The following is a 20,232-nucleotide window of genomic DNA, read 5'->3' as shown; positions in this document are numbered from 1 at the left end:
CGGAATATGGCTCAGGACGTGATCGTGCTCGGCGCGGGCATCGTGGGAGTGAGCGTCGCGCTGCATCTGCGGCAGCGCGGCTGGCAAGTGACGCTCGTCGATCGTCGCGCGCCCGGCGAGGCGACGAGCTTCGGCAACGCGGGGCTGATCGAGGCATCGTCGGTCGTGCCTTATGCGTTTCCGCGCGACTGGGGCACCGTCCTCAGGTTCGCGATGAACCGCTCGACCGCGCTGCGCTACGACCTGCGCTCGCTGCCCGCGTATGCGCCGTGGCTTGCGCGGTTCTGGTGGGAATCGGCGCCCGCGCGTCTCGCCGCCGCCGCGCGCGACATGCTGCCGCTCATCCGCAGAAGCGTCGCCGAGCACGAGGCGCTGATCGCGCGGGCGGGTCTCGCCGATCTCGTGCGGCCCACGGGCTGGCTCGAAGCGTATCGTTCGCGCGGGCAGTTCGAGCGGGAAGCGAGCGCCGCCGAACGGATCGCGCGCGAGCACGGGCTTGGCATGAAGGTGCTCGATGCAGCGGCGCTCAATCGGCTGGAGGCATCGCTCGATGGCGCATACGCGGGGGCGATCCACTGGACCGATCCGCGCAGCGTGATCGATCCGGGCGCGCTGACGAAAGGCTATGCGGCGTTGTTCGAGCGCGAGGGCGGACGCATCCTGAGTGGCGACGCCGCGACGCTCGAACCATCGGGCAGCGGCTGGCGCGTGATGACCGCGAGCGGCCCGGTCGAGGCGCAGGCGGCCGTCGTGGCGCTCGGCGTATGGTCCGGCGATCTCGCGCGCAAGTTCGGATACCGCGTTCCGCTCATGGCGAAGCGCGGTTATCACATGCATTACCAAGGCGACGGACGCGCTGCGCTGTCGAGGCCCGTCGTCGATATCGAGAACGGCTATGTGGTGGCGCCAATGCGGCGCGGCCTGCGTCTGACGACCGGCGTCGAGCTCGCCTGCAGCGGCAGGCCGCCGAGCCCCGTGCAACTTGAACGCGCGGAGCGGATCGCCCGACCCGTGTTCGGCCTCGGGGCGCGGATCGACGAATCGCCGTGGCTCGGGCTTCGGCCCTGCACGCCGGACATGCGGCCGGTGATCGGGCCGGCGGACCGCCACCCTGGGCTCTGGTTCGCGTTCGGACACGCGCATCACGGGCTCACGCTCGGTCCGGTGACGGGCAGGCTTGTCGGCGAACTGATGAGCGGGGAAGCGGGGTTCACCGATCCGGCGCCCTATCGGGTGGGGAGGTTCTAGTATTTGGCGGGCTGTTTCTCGAAGTCGGGATCACAGTCGCAACAATCCGTCCCGTGGCGAATGAGTTGAGAATGACGATGCGCGAATCGAGGCTTTCTGAACGTTCGGCTTTTTAAATCTTCTGCTTATCGCCGCGATAAATGATCTCGACGTTCTCCGGCGAAGGGGTCAGCAGCAGCAGCCCGACGAATACGATGATCGGCGTGAGAAACAGGCTCAAAAGAAAGCTTCCGAGATAGCCGAGATGCGTGCGTCGGCCGCGATAAGCGACCAGCAGGCAGAGCACGATATAAACGAGGCTGGGAATAACAATCATGATGTCCTCCCGTGATCGTCGCGGCTGCAATGAGCCATCAGATTAGCATTACATCGGGTTAGGGTTTCTTCACGCTTTCATTCGTGGCGTGCGGCTCGCTCCGGTCTTTTCCGAGGCCGATGCCACTGCCTTGCACGCCGGAAGCGCCCTGCTCGCCCGAATTCGGAAACAGCTTCGGAAGCTCGCGCCATTGCGGGAGCGGATGCGATTTCGGATCGATCACCGTGGGCGCGGGAAGATCCGGCTGCTTCGCAATATCGCTTCCCAGAATCAACGGCAACTGATCCTTTCCGCCACCGACCACGACTATCTTAGAGTTGCTCGAATTGGACAGTTGCACGGTCGCTTCGATGCCTCGCCAGGTCAGCAGTTGAGGCGTCAGGGAATTGGCGACGATCGAATAAAAAGTCTGAATGCCGATTGCTTCGATCCGCTTGCGCTCCGCTTCGTCCTGCGCCTGCGCGATCAGGAATTTATACGCCTGCGCATTCTGTTCTTCGGTCAGCTTTCTGTTGATCGAGTCATTCACTGTCGTCGGCAGATCGAGGTCGCGCACGACGACGCGCTCGAAAAAGATCATCCCCTTCGCCGCCGGCGACGCATGCATCTTCTCGAGTATGCGGCTCTCCAGATCTTCGACATTGATGCGATACAGATCATGCGGATCGCACTTGCCGATGATGTCGCGCACGGCGCCGAGCGAGATCGGACGCACCACGCGGTCGACGTAGTCATAGCCGACTTCCTGATGCAGCTTCCCGGCATTGTCCGGCACCGGCCGATACAGCACGGAAATCTGAACCTGAACACTCAGCCCGTCACGGGCGAGCGCGTGGACGCTCTCGTCGAGCGTCTTCGTTCTGACCTCGTACGTATAGATCCGGTCGAACGGCCACTTGATGTTCAACCCTTCGTGATAGACGAAGTCCGTCTCCGTGCCGTGTCTGAGCAAGCGATAAAGCACGCCGACGTGACCCGCCGGAACGATGATGAACGTGAAGGGAATCAGCAGAAGCACGATGACGCCGATGACGAGCGACACCGCGATGAACTTTTCGCTCCGGCTCATCCGATACCGGACATGTCTGATGATGCGTTGTTTCTGAGGTTCGGAAGCCTCGTCGTCGACTGGATCCGCTGGGCTCATCTGGCATCGACTCGTTCGGATAACGAAGAATTGGAATATTTTCCGGGCGCAGAAATTTTTTGCATAGTAACATCAGGCACGAGATCGGACGACACGCAGAGACACCCATGCTCGCTCCCGCATCTACTTCCATTCCCTTCGTCGACGCCGCCGCAACGCCCGCGCAGTTGCGGCGCTTCTTCTATGCCGCTTACTGCGATACGCCCAATCCCCTGCGATGGCTGAGCGCCGTGCGCCCTTACGTCTGTCCTTACGACAAGCTGCTGCAATTCGTCCGCAACGGCGGTGAAGTACTCGATGTGGGCTGTGGCGCGGGCTCCTTGCTCGCGCTGCTCGCCGCGACGAAGAAGATTCGCCGGGGCGTGGGTTGCGACGTAATGGCGCCGCCGCTCGAATCGGCGCGCGCCGCCGCGCGGCGGCTCGACGCGGAAAGCATCCTGACGTTCGAACATGTGCGCTCGGTCGCCGAGGCGCCCGAAGGGCCGTTCGACACTGTCGCGATGATCGACGTTCTGCACCATGTGCGCCCGCGCGACAGAAGCGATGTATTCGCCGCCGCGGCCCGGCGCGTCAAACCGGGTGGCGTCTTGCTCTACAAGGATATGACCGCGCGGCCGGGCGGCCGACGGCTGGCACATAACATCGACGACTATGTTTTTACGCGCGAGTGGGTGGAGCAAGTCGCCGAAGGCGCCGTGGAAACCTGGGCCAGCGATCACCAGCTCGCGCTCGTGCATGATGAATTTATTCCCCGCCTGATTTATGGGCACGAGCTTCGGGTGTTTCAACGACTCGAGCATTAAAACGAGCGTACGTGTTCTTTCAAATGCGCGGCGAATTCTTCCCGCGCATTCGCAAGATCTTGCTCATCGATGACTGCGGTAATCGCGGGTTTTATTCCGCGGGCGGGCTCGCCGTTTCTGCCTTTGCCTTGCGCGTTTCCTTTGCCTTCGTGACCAGGTCATTGACGTGGTTCCAAAGGTATTTGTCCGTCACCGATTTCGAGTAGGAATCGGCCGCCGCGAGCAGCAGACCCACCGGCCCGAACAGCATCTTGATGCCGATGCCCGCGGCGACATGCGCGGCGCCGTTGACGACGTTTCCATCCATCAGAAGACTTGCGCCGGGGACGAATGCCTCGCCGACGAGCTTGACGCCGTTCGTGGCCGGACTCGTGCTGCGTCGCACCGAAGTCGCGTCGCTGCTGACAGCGGATGGTTCGCTGGTAACTCTTTCCGTATGAGGAGTTTCGGTGACTGCGGTGTTGTCTTTCATTTCCTGGCCCTCAGGTCAACTTAATTGACAACTTCAACCACACTAGAACAATATACGCAGAAATTCCGGTGACTACCAGTAAAAAGGTGGTGTCCCATGTTCGTCATAAACCCTGGCGGAAATGCTTCCATCAAGGCATCACAAACGTGTGACACGGCAAGCGGAGCCGCACCGTGATGCGCCGGCGCATGCTCTTTTCGGCCTACATTCTCGTGCCCGGCAGCCACTTCGGCGCCATGTGGCGTCATCCCTATAGCGAAACCGATTTCTGCGATCGCGAGCTCTATGAAAATCTCGCGCGCAGCCTCGATCGTTATGGTTACGACTATGCGTTCGTGCCGGAATCGCTCGCCGTTCCGATGGGCGAAGACGGCGCATGGGAAACGATGACGAGCCGCGGCGCGAGCGGCGCCATCCGTCACGATCCCGCGCTGCTCGTCTCGCCGATGATCGGCGTCACGCACCGGCTGAGGTTCACGGTCACCTTATCCACGACCTATATGGAGCCTTATCATCTCGCCAGAACGCTTAGTACACTGAATCATTTCAGTCGCGGGCGCATGGCATGGAATATCGTGACATCGGCGGGGCCTAGCAATGGCATCAACTTCGCGCATCTGACGTCGCTCGATCACCGCGACCTCTACGATCGGGCCGAAGAAACGCTTAAGGTCTGTCACGATCTCTGGTCTTCGTGGGATGAAGGCGCGCTTATTGCCGACAAGAAGTCCGGCGTCTATGCCCGCGCCGACAAGATCCGGCAGATCGATCACAAGGGCCGTCACTTCGACATACGCGGCCCGCTGACGCTGCCGTACCGTGGCGCCCCGACACTGATGGCCGCCGGCGTGTCGCCGCGAGGCCGCGATTTCGCGGCGCGTTGGGCTGAAGTCATCTTCGCGATACAGAGCGAGCCCGCCGCCATGCGCGAACTGCGCGACGACGTCCGTGCGCGCGCCGTGCGCATGGGACGCTCGCCGCACGACATACGCCTGATGGCGGCGGTGCAACCGGTGATCGGCGAGACCCGCGAGATCGCCGCTGCTCGCACCGCGCATCTCGACTCGCTCGTCGCACCGGATGCGGCGCGCAGCTATCTCGCCGCGATGCTGGGCCTCGACCTGTCCGGCGTTTCCGGCGACGCGCGCCTGCAGCCGATTCTGGAAACGCAGCACAAGCGGCCCGCGGTCGATGCCGGCGGCACGCTGGCGTGGCTCGCCAGTCTGCTCGATTCGCAACCGGACGTTCGTATCGATGACGCCGCCATCGCGCTGTCGGGCAGCACGGGCACGCCACGTCTTGTCGGCACCGCGGCGGACGTCGCCGATCAGCTTCAGGCGTTGTTCGAGGACTGCTGCGACGGCTTCGTCATCACGCCGACGCATTTCCCGGGCACCTTCGAGGAATTTGGGCGCGCCGTCATTCCCGAACTGCGTGCGCGCGGATTGGTGGCATCGAATAATCGGGATAACTGACCGATGGACGCGCTGACCGATCAGATCGGGACCGGCGGCCAGGGCGCGGCGCGCGGGTCCGCCGACGAGCTGACGACGCTCACCGTGTACGACCTGCTGGAGCGCCAGGCCGCGCGCACGCCGGCGGCTCCGGCGCTGTTGCAAGGCACGCGGCAGATGAGCTACGCCGAACTGAACCTGCGCGCGAACCGGCTGGGCGATCTGCTCGTGTCGCATGGACTCGGGCCGGGCGACATCGTCGCGATCGCGCTGCCCCGTTCGTTCGACATGGTCGTGGCCATTCTCGGCGTGCTCAGGAGCGGCGCGGCGTATCTGCCGCTCGATCCCGCGTATCCGGCGGAGCGGCTCGCGTTCATGTCGTGCGATGCGCGGCCATCGTGCGTGTTGACGCATACGCGGCTCGCGGCCGAACTGGCCGAAACCGTGCGGACGATACCGATCGTGCACAGGGTCGATCTGCCCGGCAGCGATCACGTCGTCCGAAAGACAGCGACCGGCGCGCGCCCGGCACCGCTCGATGCGGCCTATGTCATCTATACATCCGGCTCGACGGGACGCCCCAAGGGCGTGGTCGGCCTGCATGCCGGCCTCGTCAACCGCCTGTGCTGGGTGGCCGGCATCTACGCGTTCGCGCCTGGCGAGACGGTGCTCGCCAAAAGTTCGATGAGCTTCATCGACGGCGCTACCGAGTTGCTCGCGCCGCTGATTGCCGGCGCCACCGTCGCGCTCGCCGATGCCGAAGCCGCGCGCGACCCGGCGCTGCTGGCGGCCGAGATCGCGCGTCTGAATATCGGCCGCATCACCGTCGTTCCGAGCCTGCTCGCCGCCCTGCTCGATCAGCCCGATCACGCCGCGCTGAACCGCTGTCCGCTCTGGATATGCAGCGGCGAAACGCTGCCGCCCGCGCTCGCGCAACGCTTTGCGGCATGCGTGCCGGATGCGCGGCTCGTCAATTTCTACGGCTCCTCGGAGGCGAGCGGCGACAGCCTGCACGCCGTGGCCACGACGGCAAACGGCGCGCCGATCGGTCACGAGATCTGGAACACATCGGCTTATGTGCTCGATGAACGCCTGCGGCCCTGCGCCGTTGGCGAGGCGGGCGAACTCTATCTCGCGGGTGCGGGGCTGGCGAGAGGCTATATCGGGCAACCCGGCCACACGGCGGAGCGCTTTCTGGCCGATCCGCACGGTCCGTCCGGTTCGCGGATGTATCGCACGGGAGACCGCGCGCGGCGGCGCAGCGATGGCCACATCGACTATCTCGGCCGCGCCGACCGACAGCTCAAGATACGCGGCTTTCGCGTCGAGCCGGGCGAGATCGAAGCGGCGCTGCTCGCGCATCGGCATGTCGCGGCGGCGGCCGTCGTTCTGGAAGAAGACACACTCGTCGCCTTTCTGGTGCCCGCGGACGGCTACGACGAAGCCGCGCTGCGTAGCGAACTTGCGCGCCGGATGCCGGACTACATGCTTCCGGCGTCCTTCGTCACGCTGCCTGCGCTGCCGCTCCTGCCCAACGGCAAGCTCGATCGCGCCGCCTTGCCCTTCGCGAGACGCGATGCCGCTCGCGGTCCCGAGGGCCGCACGCCTGTCGAGATCCAACTCGCGCATCTGTTTGCCGAGGTGCTGCGGCGGGATGCTGTCGGCATCCACGATGATTTCTTCGCGTCGGGCGGCCATTCGTTGCTGGCCGCGCAGCTCGCGAACCGGATACGCGCCGTTCTGCAAATCGATGCAAGTGTCAGCGATGTGTTCCGCGCGCCGACCGTCGAGAGGCTCGCGGCGCTGCTCGACGCGCACGGAATGCGCCGCGCGCGCTTGTCGGCACAGGCGCGGCGTGAACGCGTGCGCCTGTCGGCGGGTCAGCAGGGCATGTGGTTTCTGGCGCGGCTGGGGAAAGAGGCGAGCGCGGCCGCCGCCTACAACCTGCCCTACGCCTTCGACCTCCGCGGTCCGTGCGATGCGCACGCGCTGCGTCTCGCGCTTCGCGATGTCGTCACCCGTCACGAAAGCCTGCGCACGCTCTTTCGTCATGCCGACGAGGGACCGTATCAGCATGTCCTGCCCGCGAGCGACAGCATGCTCGACGAACTGCTCGGCGTGACCGATGCAACGCCCGGCGAACTCGATCGCCACATCGCCGCCGAGGTCGAAGCGCCGTTCGATCTCGAAAGCCGCATTCCATTCAGAGCGCGCCTTCTGCGCTGTGCAAGCGATCGCGCCGTGCTGATTTTCAGCTTTCATCACATCGCTTTCGATGGCGCGTCGCTCGTTCCGTTTCTGCGCGATCTGTCGTCGGCCTATGCGGCGCGGCGTGGCGGCAAGCGGCCCGATCTGCCACCGCTGCCGGTGCAATACGCCGATTTCGCGAACTGGCAGCGCGCGCTGCTCGGCTCTCCCGGCGACACCGGCAGTCTCGCGCAACGTCAACTCGCCCACTGGCGCAGCGTGCTGGCCGATCTGCCGGACGAACTGCCGCTGCCACGCGTGCGCGCGCGGCCGGCCGAAGCGCTGGGCCGCGCCGAGCGGATCGCGTTCAGCATCGGTTCGCGATTGCATCGTCGAGCGGCGCATTTCGCGCAGGCTCAACACGCCACGCTCTTCATGGTCGTGCAAAGCGCGCTCGTCGCGGTATTGCGGCGCTTCGGCGCGGGCACGGACGTGGTCATCGGCACGCCGGGCGAGGGCCGCTTCGACGCGCAGCTCGAAGACCTCGTCGGCTACTTCGTGAACAGTCTGGTGCTGCGCGTCGATGCGAGCGGCAATCCCGGCTTTCGCGAACTGCTCGCGCGCGTGCGTGAGGCCGATCTCGCCGCCTACGCCAATCAGGACGTGCCGTTCGCGAGCATCGTGGAGATGCTCAATCCCGAGCGCAGCGTCGCGCGTCATCCGTTGTTCCAGGTCGCGCTGTCGCTCGAATACGACGATGACGCGCGACTCTCGCTGCAAGACCTGACAACGCGCCCGCGAGCCATCGGCAATGCGGCGGCGAAGTTCGATCTCGCCTTCGAACTCGTCGCGCACGGCAGCGACGACGATGGCTACGGCGCCATCGAAGGCAATCTCGAATTCGCGGCCGAGCTGTTCGAGCCGGACACGGCGCGCCGCATGGCCGCCGCGTTCGAAGGCCTGCTCGATCAGGCCATCGCCGATCCCGACGCGGGCATCGGGCATCACGGCGTTTTCGCGCCGCAGGAGCGCGCGGCGCTTCTCGCGTTCGGCACGCCATCGCAAACGCAGCTCCGGGAAGCGCAGTCTATTCCCCGGCGATTCGCAGAGATCGTCGCGCGACAGCCGCACGCCATCGCGTTGCGTCACGGCGCGCGCGCGCTGACGTACGGACAACTCGACCGGATCTCGAACCGGCTGGCGCATCGGCTCGCGGCGCGCGGCGTGGCGCGCGAGACGCGCGTTGCCGTCGACATGACGCGTTCGCTGGAACTGATCGTCGCGACACTCGCCATCGTGAAGGCCGGCGGATGCTACCTGCCGCTCTATCGCGGCCTTCCGCCGGAGCGCCGGCAACGCATGCTGGACGACACGCGGACCGCGCTCGTGCTGCACGACGCGAGCGCCGCTGGCGGCTACGGGTCCGTCGCCGCGCTGCGCATCGACGCCGCGCTGCTCGACGAAGGCGACGACGGTCCCGTCGCGATCGACATCGCGCCGGAATCGCTGATCAACGTCATGTACACGTCCGGCTCGTCCGGCGTGCCCAAGGGCATCGAGATCACGCACCGGGGCATCGTCGACATGGCGATGGATCTGCTGGACCTTCCGCCGCAACGCGTGCTGTTCCAGTCGTCCTTTGCGTTCGACGCCAGCAGCTACGAAATCTGGAGCGCGTTATTGCGCGGCGATGAACTCGTCGTCGCTTCGTGCGAACAGTTGACGCCCGCGGATCTGCGCCGCGAAATCGCCGGGCACGGCGCGAACAATCTCCTTCTGACGACGAGTCTTTTCAATCTTCTCGTCACGGAAGATCTCGAATGCCTGAGCGGCTTGCGCACGATCCTCACCGGCGGCGACACGGCCTCGGTCGCGAGCTTCCAGCGAGTCTTGCGGCGCTTTCCGGACATCACGCTCCTGAACTGCTACGGACCGACCGAGACCAGCGTGTTCGTCACGAGCTATCCGGCGACACTCGCGCGACGCGTGCGGCATCCGGTCCCGATCGGCGCGCCGCGCGCATCGGCCCGGATTCGCGTGCTCGACGATTTCCTGAACCTCTGCCCGATCGGCGTCGCGGGCGATCTCTACATCGCGGGCGACGTCCTCGCGCGCGGCTATGTCGGACAGACGGGCATCACGGCCGAGCGCTTCGTCGCCGATCCTTACGGCGGTCCCGGCGCGCGCATGTATCGCACGGGCGATTTCGCGCGCTGGAACGAACGGGGCGAACTGGAGTTCGCCGGCCGCGCGGATCAGCAGGTGAAGGTGCGCGGACTGCGCATCGAACCCGGCGAAATCGAAACCGTGCTGTCGGAGCAGCCCGCGATCCGCGCCTGCGCGGTGCTCGCGCAGCACGATGGCGCATCGGGCAGCCGTCTCGTCGCCTATGTCGTCGCGGAGGAAAACTACGACGAGCGCCGCGTGCTCGCCGCGCTCAGACAGCGCCTGCCCGATTACATGGTGCCGGCGGGCTTCGTCAGGCTCGACAGACTTCCGATCACGAGCAACGGCAAGCTCGACCGCAAGGCGCTGCCGCCCTTTCAGGCGCGGACATCGGCGACACGCGCGCCCGCGACGCCACGCGAAAGAGCGCTGACGACGCTGTTCGCCGACGTGCTCGGCCTCGCGTCCGTCGGTGCGGACGACGGCTTCTTCGCGCTGGGCGGCGACAGCATCCTGTCGATCCAGCTCGTCAGCCGTGCGCGCAAGGCGGGACTCGTGCTGAGTCCGGCGGATGTCTTCCGCGAAAAGACACCGGCTGCGCTCGCTGCCGTCGCGCGCGATCTGACCGTCGAGCCGCGTTCGGACGATGCATCGTGGCCGGACTTGCCCGCGTCCGTCACGGCGACGCTGCGCACCGGGAATCCCGGCGCGGCCGAGATTCTGCCGCTCGCGCCACTGCAGGAAGGGCTGTTCTTCCATGCCACGTTCGATGCCACCGGTCCCGATCCGTACATCGTGCAACTGGTGCTGGCGTTCGAGGGCCAGCTTGAGCCGGACCGGCTGCGCGCGGCCGTCGACAGGCTGGTGCAGCGGCACGAAGCCTTGCGGGTCAGCTTCCATGCCGTCGACGGGCGCGTCGTGCAGGCGCTGCGCCGCGCCGTGCAGACGCGCTGGCGCGACGTCGATCTCGCGGACGCCGCGCAGCCGCACGAAGCGCTCGCGGCGTGGCTCGTCGAGGACCGCGAGCATCGTTTCGATGTGACTTCGGCGCCGTTGCTGCGCGCCGCGCTGCTCCGGCTGGGCCACGGCGAGCATCGCCTGGTATTGAGCCTGCATCATCTTCTGATCGATGGCTGGTCGATGCCCGTCATCGTGTCCGAACTGATGCAGGCCTACGCCGGCGACGCGCTCGGCGACGCGCCGCCGTTGCGCGAACAGTTCGTCTGGCTCGCGAAGCAGGACCGCGAACGCGCGCGTAACGCGTGGGAAGCCGCGCTCGCCGGGCTGGACGGGCCGACGCGTCTCGTCGCGAACGCGGACCCCGGCGCGCCTTTCGCGCGGCAGGCGTCCGTCACGGGCAGGCTGGACGCGGAAACGACGGCGTGCCTGCTGGACTGCGCGCGCCATCGCGGGCTGACACTGGCAACGTTCGCGCAAGGCGCCTGGGCGATGCTGCTCGGCTATCGGACCGGCCGGAACGATGTCGCGTTCGGCGTCACGGCAGCCGGACGGCCGGCCGAGCTTCAGGATGTCGAGCGGCGCGTCGGCCTGTTCATCAACACGCTGCCGCTGCGCGCGACGCTGCATGCCGGCGAGACAGTCGCGCGTCTGCTCGAACGCATCCAGCGAGACCAGTCCGCGCTGCTGCCGCATCAGCATATCGGCTTGACGGAGGTGCAGGCGCGCGCCGGCCACGGCGAACTTTTCGACACGCTCGTGGTGGTCGAGAATTATCCCGCCGCGCGCACGCCATGCGAGATCGACGGCGTGACGCTGGCGGCAACGACCGTCAACGACACGACGCACTATCCGGTCAGCCTGATGGTGACGCCGGGAACGGAGCTGGAGCTGCGGATCGATCATCGTGCGGACCGGGTGTCCGGTCACGACGCACAGCGCCTGCTCGCGACGCTCATGCAGATTCTCCGGTCGATGGCATCGCAACCCGATGATCTCGTCGGGCGCATCGATCTGCTTTCGCGCGCCGAACGCGACGAGCTCGATCGCTGGAATGCGACCGCGCGCCCTGTCGGCGAAGACGATGTCGCGGCGCGCTTCAGTGCGCAGGCCGCGCGCGCGCCGCACGCCATCGCGGTGATGCAGGACGCGCAACAGTTGACCTACCGCGAGCTCGACGCGCGCTCCAACGCGCTGGCGCATTGCCTCGTCGCGCAGGGCATCGGAGCGGAACGTATCGTCGCCCTGACGATGAACCGCACGCCCGACGTCATCGTGGCGATGCTCGGCGTGCTGAAGAGCGGCGGTGCGTATCTGCCGGTCGATCCGCACTATCCGCGCGAACGCATCGACGCGATGCTCGCCGATGCGCAGCCCGCGCTCACGCTCAGCGTCCTGCCGCCGCTCGCGGGCTGGCCGACGCATGCCGTCGAGCGTGCCGTCGCGCCCGGTCATCCTGCGTATGTCGTCTATACATCGGGGTCGAGCGGCAAGCCGAAGGGCGTCGTGGTGACGCGCGCCGGGATCGCAAGCTTGGTCGGGGCGCAGGCGGAACGCTTCGGCATCACGGCGGCATCGCGCGTCTTGCAGTTCGCGTCGCTGTCGTTCGATGCCGCCGTCTCCGAAGTCCTCGTCACGCTGCTGCACGGCGCGCGCCTCGTCCTCGCGGATGCGTCGCTGATGTCGGCCGAGCGGCTCGCCGGGCTGATCCGCGAACGGGAGATCACCTGCGTCACGCTGCCGCCCGCGCTGCTCGCGGCGATGGACCCGGCCACGATCCCCGCCGCCTGCACGATCGTCACCGCGGGCGAGGCGATATCGGCCGACACAGCGGCGCGCTGGTCGAACGGACGGCGCCTCGTCAACGCCTATGGACCGACGGAAGTCACCGTATGCGCGACGATGAGCGACGACCTCGGCGGCCCGGTCGCGCCGCCGATCGGACGTCCCGTGTGGAACAGCCAGATCCATGTGCTCGATGCCTTCCTGCGCCGCTGCGGCGCGGGCGTGAGCGGCGAGATTTACGTCGGCGGCGCGGGGCTCGCGCGCGGATATGTCGCAAGACCCGATCTGAGCGCGGAGCGTTTCGTTGCCAATCCGTTCGGCGCGGCGGGGAAGCGGCTTTATCGCACGGGCGATCTCGGGCGCTGGCGAGCCGACGGACAACTCGAATTTCTCGGCCGCGCCGATCAGCAGATCAAGCTGCGCGGCTTTCGCATCGAGCCGGGCGAAATCGAGGCGCTGCTGATGCAGGACGACGGCGTGCGTTCGTGCGCGGTCGCGGTGCGCGACAGGCAACTCGTCGCCTATGTCGTGCCGGCACCGGCCTTCGACGCGCCATCGCTGCGCGCGGCCGTGGCGAGACGCCTGCCCGAATACATGGTGCCGTCGTCGTTCGTCGTGCTCGATGCGCTGCCGCTCACGCCCAACGGCAAGCTCGACCGCAAGGCATTGCCGGCGCCTTCGCGCGATGTATCGGCGCGGCGTGTTCCGGCGTCGGAGCGGGAAGCCCTGATCGCGCGGCTCTTCGCCGAGGTGCTCGAACGCGACGGCGTGCAGCCGGACGACAGCTTCTTCGCGCTGGGCGGCGACAGCATCCTGTCGATCCGCTTCGTGAGCCGCGCGCGCGGAGCGGGTCTCGATCTGAGCCCGGCTCACGTATTCCGGCACAAGACGCCGGCGGGCCTCGCGCGGATCGCCGGTGTTCTCGCCGATCGCGCGCGTGCATCGACATCGACATCGGACGACGAGACCGGCCGCGTGCCCGCCACGCCCATCATGCGCTGGCTGAGCGCGCGCGACGGCGCGATCGACGCGTTCAGCCAGTCGATGCGCGTGGTCCTGCCGCACGACACGCGCCACGCTCGGCTCGTGCAGGCGTTGCAGGCGGTGATCGCGCGGCATGCGCTGCTGCGGGCGCGTTTCATCGACGCTGAACTCGACGTGCCCGCGCACGACGCCGACGCCGAAACGCCCTTGCAACGGATCGATGCGCACGACTGGACCCGCGCCGATGTCGAGCGCCACGCCGCCCTTCATCAACAGGCGTCCGAACGATCGCTCGCGCTGCGAGAGGGCCGCGTGCTGCGCGCCGTATGGTTCGACCGGGGCGCGGCAGGCGGCGAGCTTTTGCTCACGATCCATCATCTCGTCGTGGATGGCGTGTCGTGGCGCATCCTCCTCGACGATCTCGCGCAGGCCTACGATCTCGCCGCGCGAGGCGAGCCGCCGGTTCTGCCGCCGGTGCCGACGTCGTTTCGCCGCTGGGCGCGCCATCTGCACGAAGAAGCGCACGCCACACGGCGCGTCGCCGAACTCGATCGCTGGCGATGGATCGTGTCGGCCTGCGATTCCCCGCTCGGCACACGCCCGCTCGCGCGCACCGACACGCTCGCGACCGCGCGCCGCGTGAGCTGGCAGCTCGACGCCGCGACCACGGCGCGCCTGCTCGGCAGCGTTCCCGCGATGTTTCGCGGCGGCGTGAACGACGTCCTGCTCGCCGCCTACGCGCTCGCGGTGGCGGGCTGGCGCGGCGGCGCCGGTCCGGTGTTGCTGGATCTCGAAAGGCACGGCCGCGAGCCGGGCGAAAGCGGCCTCGATCTGTCGCGGACGGTCGGCTGGTTCACGAGCGTTCATCCCCTGCGCATCGATTTCGACGACGGCTTCAATCCCGCCGCGATGCTGCGAAGCGGCCCGGCGCTCGCCGCGCTCGTGAAGCGCGTCAAGGAGGCGCTGCGCGCGCTGCCCGACGGCGGGATCGGCTACGGCCTGCTGCGCTACCTCAACGCGCGGACCGCGCCGCACCTGCAAGGCGCGCGAGCGCACCTGTCGTTCAACTACCTCGGCCGCTTCGGCGCGTCGGGCGGCGCCTGGTCCGCGATCGGCGGCCTGTCGCTCGAAGGCGGCGACGATGCCGATGCGCCCCTGCCGCACGCCATCGCGCTGGATGCGCAGGTCATCGACGGCGACGCGGGGCCGCGCCTGCACGCGCACTGGACCTTTGCCGGCGGCCTGTTCGAGGAGACGTCCATTCGCGATCTGGCCCGGCGCTGGTCCGACGCGCTGCACGCCATTGCCCGGCTGGAATCCGGCGGCCTCACGCCATCCGATATCGGCGCCCGTCTCACGCAAGCCGACATCGACGCGATCGAGGCCGCGACACCCGGCGCGCAGGACATCCTGCCGCTTCTGCCTTTGCAGGAAGGGCTGCTGTTTCACTCGCTCTACGACGCGTCCGCGTCCGATCCCTACATCGCGCAGATTTCGCTGACGCTCGAAGGTCAGGTCGATGCCGCGCGTCTGCGGGCCGCGGCGGACGCGTTGCTGGCGCGTCACGACACCTTGCGCGTCGGCATTCGCGACGTGAGCGGCCGGCCCGTTCAGGTGATCGCCGGACCGGTGAGCGCGCCGTGGCGCGAGGCGGATGTGTCTAACGCGCAGGATGTCGGCGAGGCGCTCTCGGCGCTGCTCGCATCGGAACGCGAACGCCGCTTCGATCTCGAACGCGCCCCGCTGCTGCGCTTCATGCTCGTCAGGACCGGCCCGCGGCGGCATCGGCTCGTGATGAGCAACCATCATCTGTTGCTCGACGGCTGGTCGATGCCGGTCGTGATATCCGATCTGATGTCGCTCTATGCAGGCGAGACGCTCGACGCCGCCTTCCCGCTGCGCGACCAGCACGCATGGATCGAACGCCAGGACAAGGCGGCCGCGCGCGCGGCGTGGCGCGACGCGCTGCGCGGCGTGGACGGCCCGACGCGGCTGACGCGCGCCGAACCGGGTTCGCAGACGACGGACGTGCGCACCGTCCGCATCGCTCTGCCCGAACCTCTGAGCGCGACGCTCGCCGCGCTGGCGCAACGCCACGAAACGACCGTGAGCACGATCCTGCAAGGCTGCTGGGCCGTGCTGCTCGCGCGGCTCACGAGCCGTGAGGACGTCGTGTTCGGCATCACCGTGTCGGGGCGTCCGGCCGAGCTGCCGCAGATCGAGCGGCGCGTCGGCCTCTTCATCAATACGCTGCCGCTGCGTGTCGTGCTCGATCCGCGCGAGCGCTGGACGGAACTGTTCCGGCGCATGCAGGCGATGCAGGCGGATCGGTTGCCGCATCAGCATCTCGGGCTCACCGACATCATCGAGCAGTCCGGACAGAGCGAGCTGTTCGATTCGCTGCTGATCGTCGAGAACTATCCGATGGATGCCCTTCGCCCGCGCAGCGCCGCGGATGAACTGACGATCGCCGCCATCGACGGATACGACCGCACGCACTATCCCGTGACGCTCGTGGCGATCCCGGGCGCGCGCATGGCGCTGCGTCTCGACTGCCGGATCAGCCAGTTCGATGCCAATGCGGCGCAGGCGCTGCTCGACCGCTTCGTGCGCGTGCTGGAGCAGGTCGCGGCGGCGCCGCAGGGCGCGGTCATCGCCCGCGATCTGCTCGCGCCCGACGAAGCGCAACGCATGAGCGCGTGGAACCGCACGACGCGCGCGCTTGCCGGCGAGGACGTCGCGGTGTCGTTCGCGCGGCAGGCGCGCCGCTCGCCCGACGCTATCGCGGTCGAACAGGGCGACGTGCGCTGGACGTACGCCGATGTCGAACGGCGCTCGGATCGCTTCGCGCAGGCGTTGATCGCACGCGGCATCGGACCCGACGATCTGGTCGCGCTCACCTTGCCGCGCACGCCCGATATCGTCGTGGCCATGCTCGGGGTCCTGAAAAGCGGCGCGGCCTTCCTGCCGGTCGATCCCGCTTACCCGGAGGCGCGCATCGCGGCGATGCTCGCCGACGCCAGGCCCGCGTGGGTCGTCGACCGCTTGCCGATGCCCGACGACTGCAACCCGGGCAGCGCCGCCGCGCCCGCGTGCCGCGCGCATCATCTGGCCTACGTGATCTACACATCCGGCTCGACCGGCACGCCCAAGGGCGTCGCGGTGTCGCGCGTTGGACTCGTCAACCTGCTCGCGGCGATGCAGGACCGCATGGGCATGAAGCCCGGCGACCGCCTGCTCGCGGTGACGACGCTCGGCTTCGACATCGCCTGCCTCGAATTGCTTGCTCCGCTGCTCGCGGGCGCGACGATCGTGCTGGCCGCATCCGATGACGTGAAGGACCCGCGCCGGCTCGCGCGCCTCGCCGCATCGTCGCGCGCGAACGTAATGCAGGCGACGCCGACGCTCTGGGACGCGCTGCTGCACGAAATCGAGACCATGCCGGAGCGGCCGCGCTTCACGCTCGCGCTGGCCGGCGGCGAAACGGTGTCCGCCCGCCTCGCCCAACGGCTGCTCGCGCACGCCCGCCGCGTCATCGACGTCTACGGACCGACCGAAACCACGATCTGGTCGACGTCGGCGGAGCGCGCAGAGCGCCAGGCCAGCCCCGGCATCGGACGGCCGCTGTGGAATACGCGCGTGCATGTGCTCGACCGCTGGCTGGGACGCTGTCCGCCGGGAACGCCCGGCGACCTGTATATCGCGGGGCGCGGGCTCGCGCGCGGCTATGTCGGCAGGCCCGGTCTGACGGCCGAACGCTTCATCGCCGATCCCTACGGCGCGCCGGGCGAGCGCATGTATCGGACCGGCGATCTGGCGCGCTGGTCCGCCGATGGCGAGCTGGAATTTCTCGGCCGCTCCGATCATCAGGTCAAGATTCGCGGCTTTCGCGTCGAGACCGGCGAAGCGGAGGCCGCGCTGCGCGCGCAGGCCTCGGTGCGCGATTGCGCCGTCGCGCTGGTCGACGGCCAACTGGCCGCGTATCTCGTCGCCGGCGCGGATTTCGACGAAACCGGCGTGCGCGCCGCGCTCGCCCGCAGCCTGCCCGACTACATGGTTCCCGCGAGCTTCACGACGCTCGCGCGCCTGCCCGTCACGCTGAACGGCAAGCTCGACCGCGCCGCGCTCCCCGCGCCGGTGCGCACGCCGCGACGCTCGCGGGCGCCGCGCGACGCGCGCGAAGCGGAACTGGCGCGCCTTTTCGCGGAGGCGCTGGAGCGCGACAGCGTGTCCATCGACGACAATTTCTTTGCGCTGGGCGGGCATTCGCTGCGCGCGGCGCGCCTCGTCAACCGCATCCGCGACACGCTGGGCGTGGACCCCGGCATCCGCGCGCTGTTCGAAGCGCCGACCGTCGCGCTGCTCGGCGAGCGGCTGCAGCGCCGCGACGCATCCGACGCGCTCGCGCCGCTCCTGCCTTTGCAGCATGCGAGCGCCGCCGCGCCGGTCTTCTGCGTGCATCCCGGCTATGGCCTGAGCTGGTGCTATGCGACGCTTATCCCGCATCTCGGCGTCGATGTCCCGCTCTACGGGCTGCAATCGCCGATGCTGAGCGGAGAAGCGCCGCCGCCATCGCTTGCCGGACTCGCGGACCGCTATCTCGCGCATATCCGCACGATCCAGCCGCGCGGTCCCTATCGGCTGATGGGATGGTCGTTCGGCGGTCTGGTCGCGCATCAGATCGCGACGCGTCTCGAAGCGCAGGGCGAGTCCGTCGCGCGCGTCGTGATGCTCGACAGCAATCTGCCGCAGCGCGCGCGGCACGAAACGCTCGCCCCGGCCACGCACCTCGGCAATGTCCTCGCGATGATCGGCTACCCGTTCAGCGAGACCGCGCCCGGCGCGCTGCGATGGGACCGCGTGATGGACCATATGCGCGCCATCGAAAGTCCGCTCGCGCACGTGCCGCAGAGCGCGTTGCCCGCGTTGGTCGAAGTGACCGCCTGCCATGCATCGCTCGCCGCGTCGTTCCGGCCCGCGCCGCTCGGTGCGCCGGTCACCTTCATGCGCGCCGCGGTGACGCCGTCCGCCGATTCGTCGCTGCGGGCATGGCGCGCGAGCGCTCGCGGCGCGCTCGATATCATCGATGTGCCCTATGAACACGACCACATGATGCGGGCCGACGCGCTCGCCGTCATCGGACCGATCATTCGTGATCTATTTGCCAATCGGGTGAGACACAGTGAATGAGCTATCGCGACATCTGGCGGCGCGGCCGTTGACCGGGCGAGCGTTCATGGACAGCCTGCGCGACGGGCGCGATGTCTTCTTCGAAGGCGAACGCGTCGACGACGTCGCCGCGCATCCGGCCTTTCGCAACAGCGCGCGCTCGCTGGCGCGTCTCTACGACGCGCTGCACGATCCCGCGCATCGATCCGCTCTCACCTGCGCGACCGACACAGGCAACGGCGGCTACACGCATCGCTACTTCCGGCACGCGCGCAATGCGGACGATCTCGTCGGGCAGCAGGAAGCGATCGCGGGATGGGCGCGGCTCACCTATGGCTGGATGGGACGCACGCCGGATTACAAGGCGTCGATCATGAATACGCTCGACGTGAACGCGGACTACTACGGCGCGCACGCCGGCAATGCCCGCCAGTGGCACAAGCTCGCGCAGGAAACGGTGCCCTTCATGAATCACGCGCTCGCGAATCCGCCGATCGATCGTGCGCGGCCCGATCAGGCGCAGGACGTCTACATTCATATCGACGAGGAAACGGACGGCGGCCTCGTCATCTCGGGCGCCAAGGTCGTCGCGACGTCCGCCGCGTTCACGCACTACACGTTTCTGAGCCATCACGCGGGGATCGCAAAAAGCGACAAGAGCCGCGCCGTCATGTTCTTCACGCCGATGAACGCGCCGGGCGTGAAGCTCATCTGCCGGAACTCATATGAATATCAGGCGACGCGAACGTCGAGTCCCTTCGATTCGCCGCTCAGTTCCCGCTTCGACGAGAACGACGCAATCCTGATCCTCGATCGCGTATTCGTGCCGTGGGAAAACGTGCTGAGTCTCGGCGCGGACGCGATGCCGCCGGATTTCCCGACCGCTTCCGGCTTCATGCACGGCACGAGCTTTCACGGTTGCACGCGTTTCGCGGTGAAGCTCGACTTTCTCACCGGGCTGCTGTCGAAAGCGCTGCATGTCACGAGCGGCGACGAGTTCCGCGGCAATCAGGTGATGCTCGGCGAAGTCATCGCGCTGCGCCACATGTTCTGGTCGCTCGCCAACACGATGGCGCGTCAGCCCGATCCGTGGATACACGGCGCCGTGCTGCCGAATCTGCACGCGGCGCTCGCCTATCGCGCGCTCGCTCCCGATGCCTACGGCCGCATCAAGGAGATCGTGCAGAAGATCGTGGCGTCCGCGCTGATCTATCTGCCTTCCTCCACGCGCGATTTCGACAACCCCGAGATCGACCGGTATCTGTCGCGCTATGTTCGCGGCTCGAACGGCATCGGGCATCGCGAGCGCATCAAGCTGATGAAGCTCATGTGGGACGCGGTCGGCACCGAGTTCGCCGGACGTCACGAACTGTACGAACGCAATTACATGGGCAGCCATGAGGAAGTGAAGGTGCATCTGCAAGCGATGGCGTCGGCGGACGGTTCACTGGCACGGATGACGGATCTCGTCGATCAGTGCCTCGCCGACTATGACGAGCACGGATGGGTGAATCCCGTCTGGAAAACGCCATGAACCGGAGAGC

Annotated in this window: 8 protein-coding genes; 5 read left to right on the top strand and 3 right to left on the bottom strand. The window is 67.4% G+C overall.

All coding sequences use genetic code 11. The features are described 5' to 3' along the window. The first annotated feature begins 6 nt into the window (after positions 1 to 6). Positions 7 to 1,248, top strand: coding sequence for an NAD(P)/FAD-dependent oxidoreductase (locus AWB76_RS32345; protein ID WP_061164185.1), 1,242 nt, complete (start codon positions 7 to 9; stop codon positions 1,246 to 1,248). Between the two features lie 112 nt (positions 1,249 to 1,360). Here AWB76_RS32345 and AWB76_RS32340 read toward each other — a convergent pair whose 3' ends face one another. Together AWB76_RS32340 and AWB76_RS32335 are read right to left on the bottom strand one after the other, a co-directional pair. Further along, positions 1,361 to 1,564, bottom strand: a complete 204-nt coding sequence (locus AWB76_RS32340) for a hypothetical protein (RefSeq protein ID WP_061164184.1) — start codon at positions 1,562 to 1,564, stop codon at positions 1,361 to 1,363. Positions 1,565 to 1,622: 58 nt separating this feature from the next. Beyond that, the gene (locus AWB76_RS32335; RefSeq protein WP_244173537.1) at positions 1,623 to 2,633 is read right to left on the bottom strand and encodes a prohibitin family protein; all 1,011 of its coding nucleotides are present in this window, start codon (positions 2,631 to 2,633) and stop codon (positions 1,623 to 1,625) included. Positions 2,634 to 2,878: 245 nt separating this feature from the next. Between AWB76_RS32335 and AWB76_RS32330 the strand changes: the two genes are divergently transcribed. Next, positions 2,879 to 3,514 carry a methyltransferase gene (locus AWB76_RS32330; protein ID WP_157696258.1) on the top strand — a complete coding sequence of 212 codons (636 nt, stop codon included), beginning with the start codon at positions 2,879 to 2,881 and terminating at the stop codon, positions 3,512 to 3,514. Between the two features lie 91 nt (positions 3,515 to 3,605). Here the strand turns inward: AWB76_RS32330 and AWB76_RS32325 are convergent, their stop codons facing one another. After that, positions 3,606 to 3,986, bottom strand: a complete 381-nt coding sequence (locus tag AWB76_RS32325) for a DUF6072 family protein (RefSeq protein WP_061164181.1) — start codon at positions 3,984 to 3,986, stop codon at positions 3,606 to 3,608. A 176-nt stretch (positions 3,987 to 4,162) separates the two neighbouring features. Between AWB76_RS32325 and AWB76_RS32320 the strand changes: the two genes are divergently transcribed. From AWB76_RS32320 to AWB76_RS32310, 3 genes are read left to right on the top strand one after another with little or no spacing between them, the layout of a single operon-like run. Beyond that, positions 4,163 to 5,461: an NtaA/DmoA family FMN-dependent monooxygenase gene (locus tag AWB76_RS32320; RefSeq protein WP_244173538.1), complete on the top strand. Its 1,299-nt coding sequence runs from the start codon at positions 4,163 to 4,165 to the stop codon at positions 5,459 to 5,461. A gap of 3 nt (positions 5,462 to 5,464) precedes the next feature. Beyond that, positions 5,465 to 18,709, top strand: a complete 13,245-nt coding sequence (locus tag AWB76_RS32315; RefSeq protein ID WP_061164180.1) for a non-ribosomal peptide synthetase — start codon at positions 5,465 to 5,467, stop codon at positions 18,707 to 18,709. Next, a complete protein-coding gene (locus tag AWB76_RS32310; protein ID WP_061164179.1) occupies positions 18,702 to 20,222 on the top strand; it encodes a 4-hydroxyphenylacetate 3-hydroxylase N-terminal domain-containing protein in 1,521 nt (506 codons plus the stop codon). The genes AWB76_RS32315 and AWB76_RS32310 overlap by 8 nt, the downstream gene beginning before the upstream one ends. The last annotated feature ends 10 nt before the right edge of the window (positions 20,223 to 20,232 follow it).

Source organism: Caballeronia temeraria, from assembly GCF_001544795.2.
GTDB lineage: Bacteria > Pseudomonadota > Gammaproteobacteria > Burkholderiales > Burkholderiaceae > Caballeronia > Caballeronia temeraria.
This window is presented reverse-complemented; position numbering and strand designations above follow the sequence as displayed.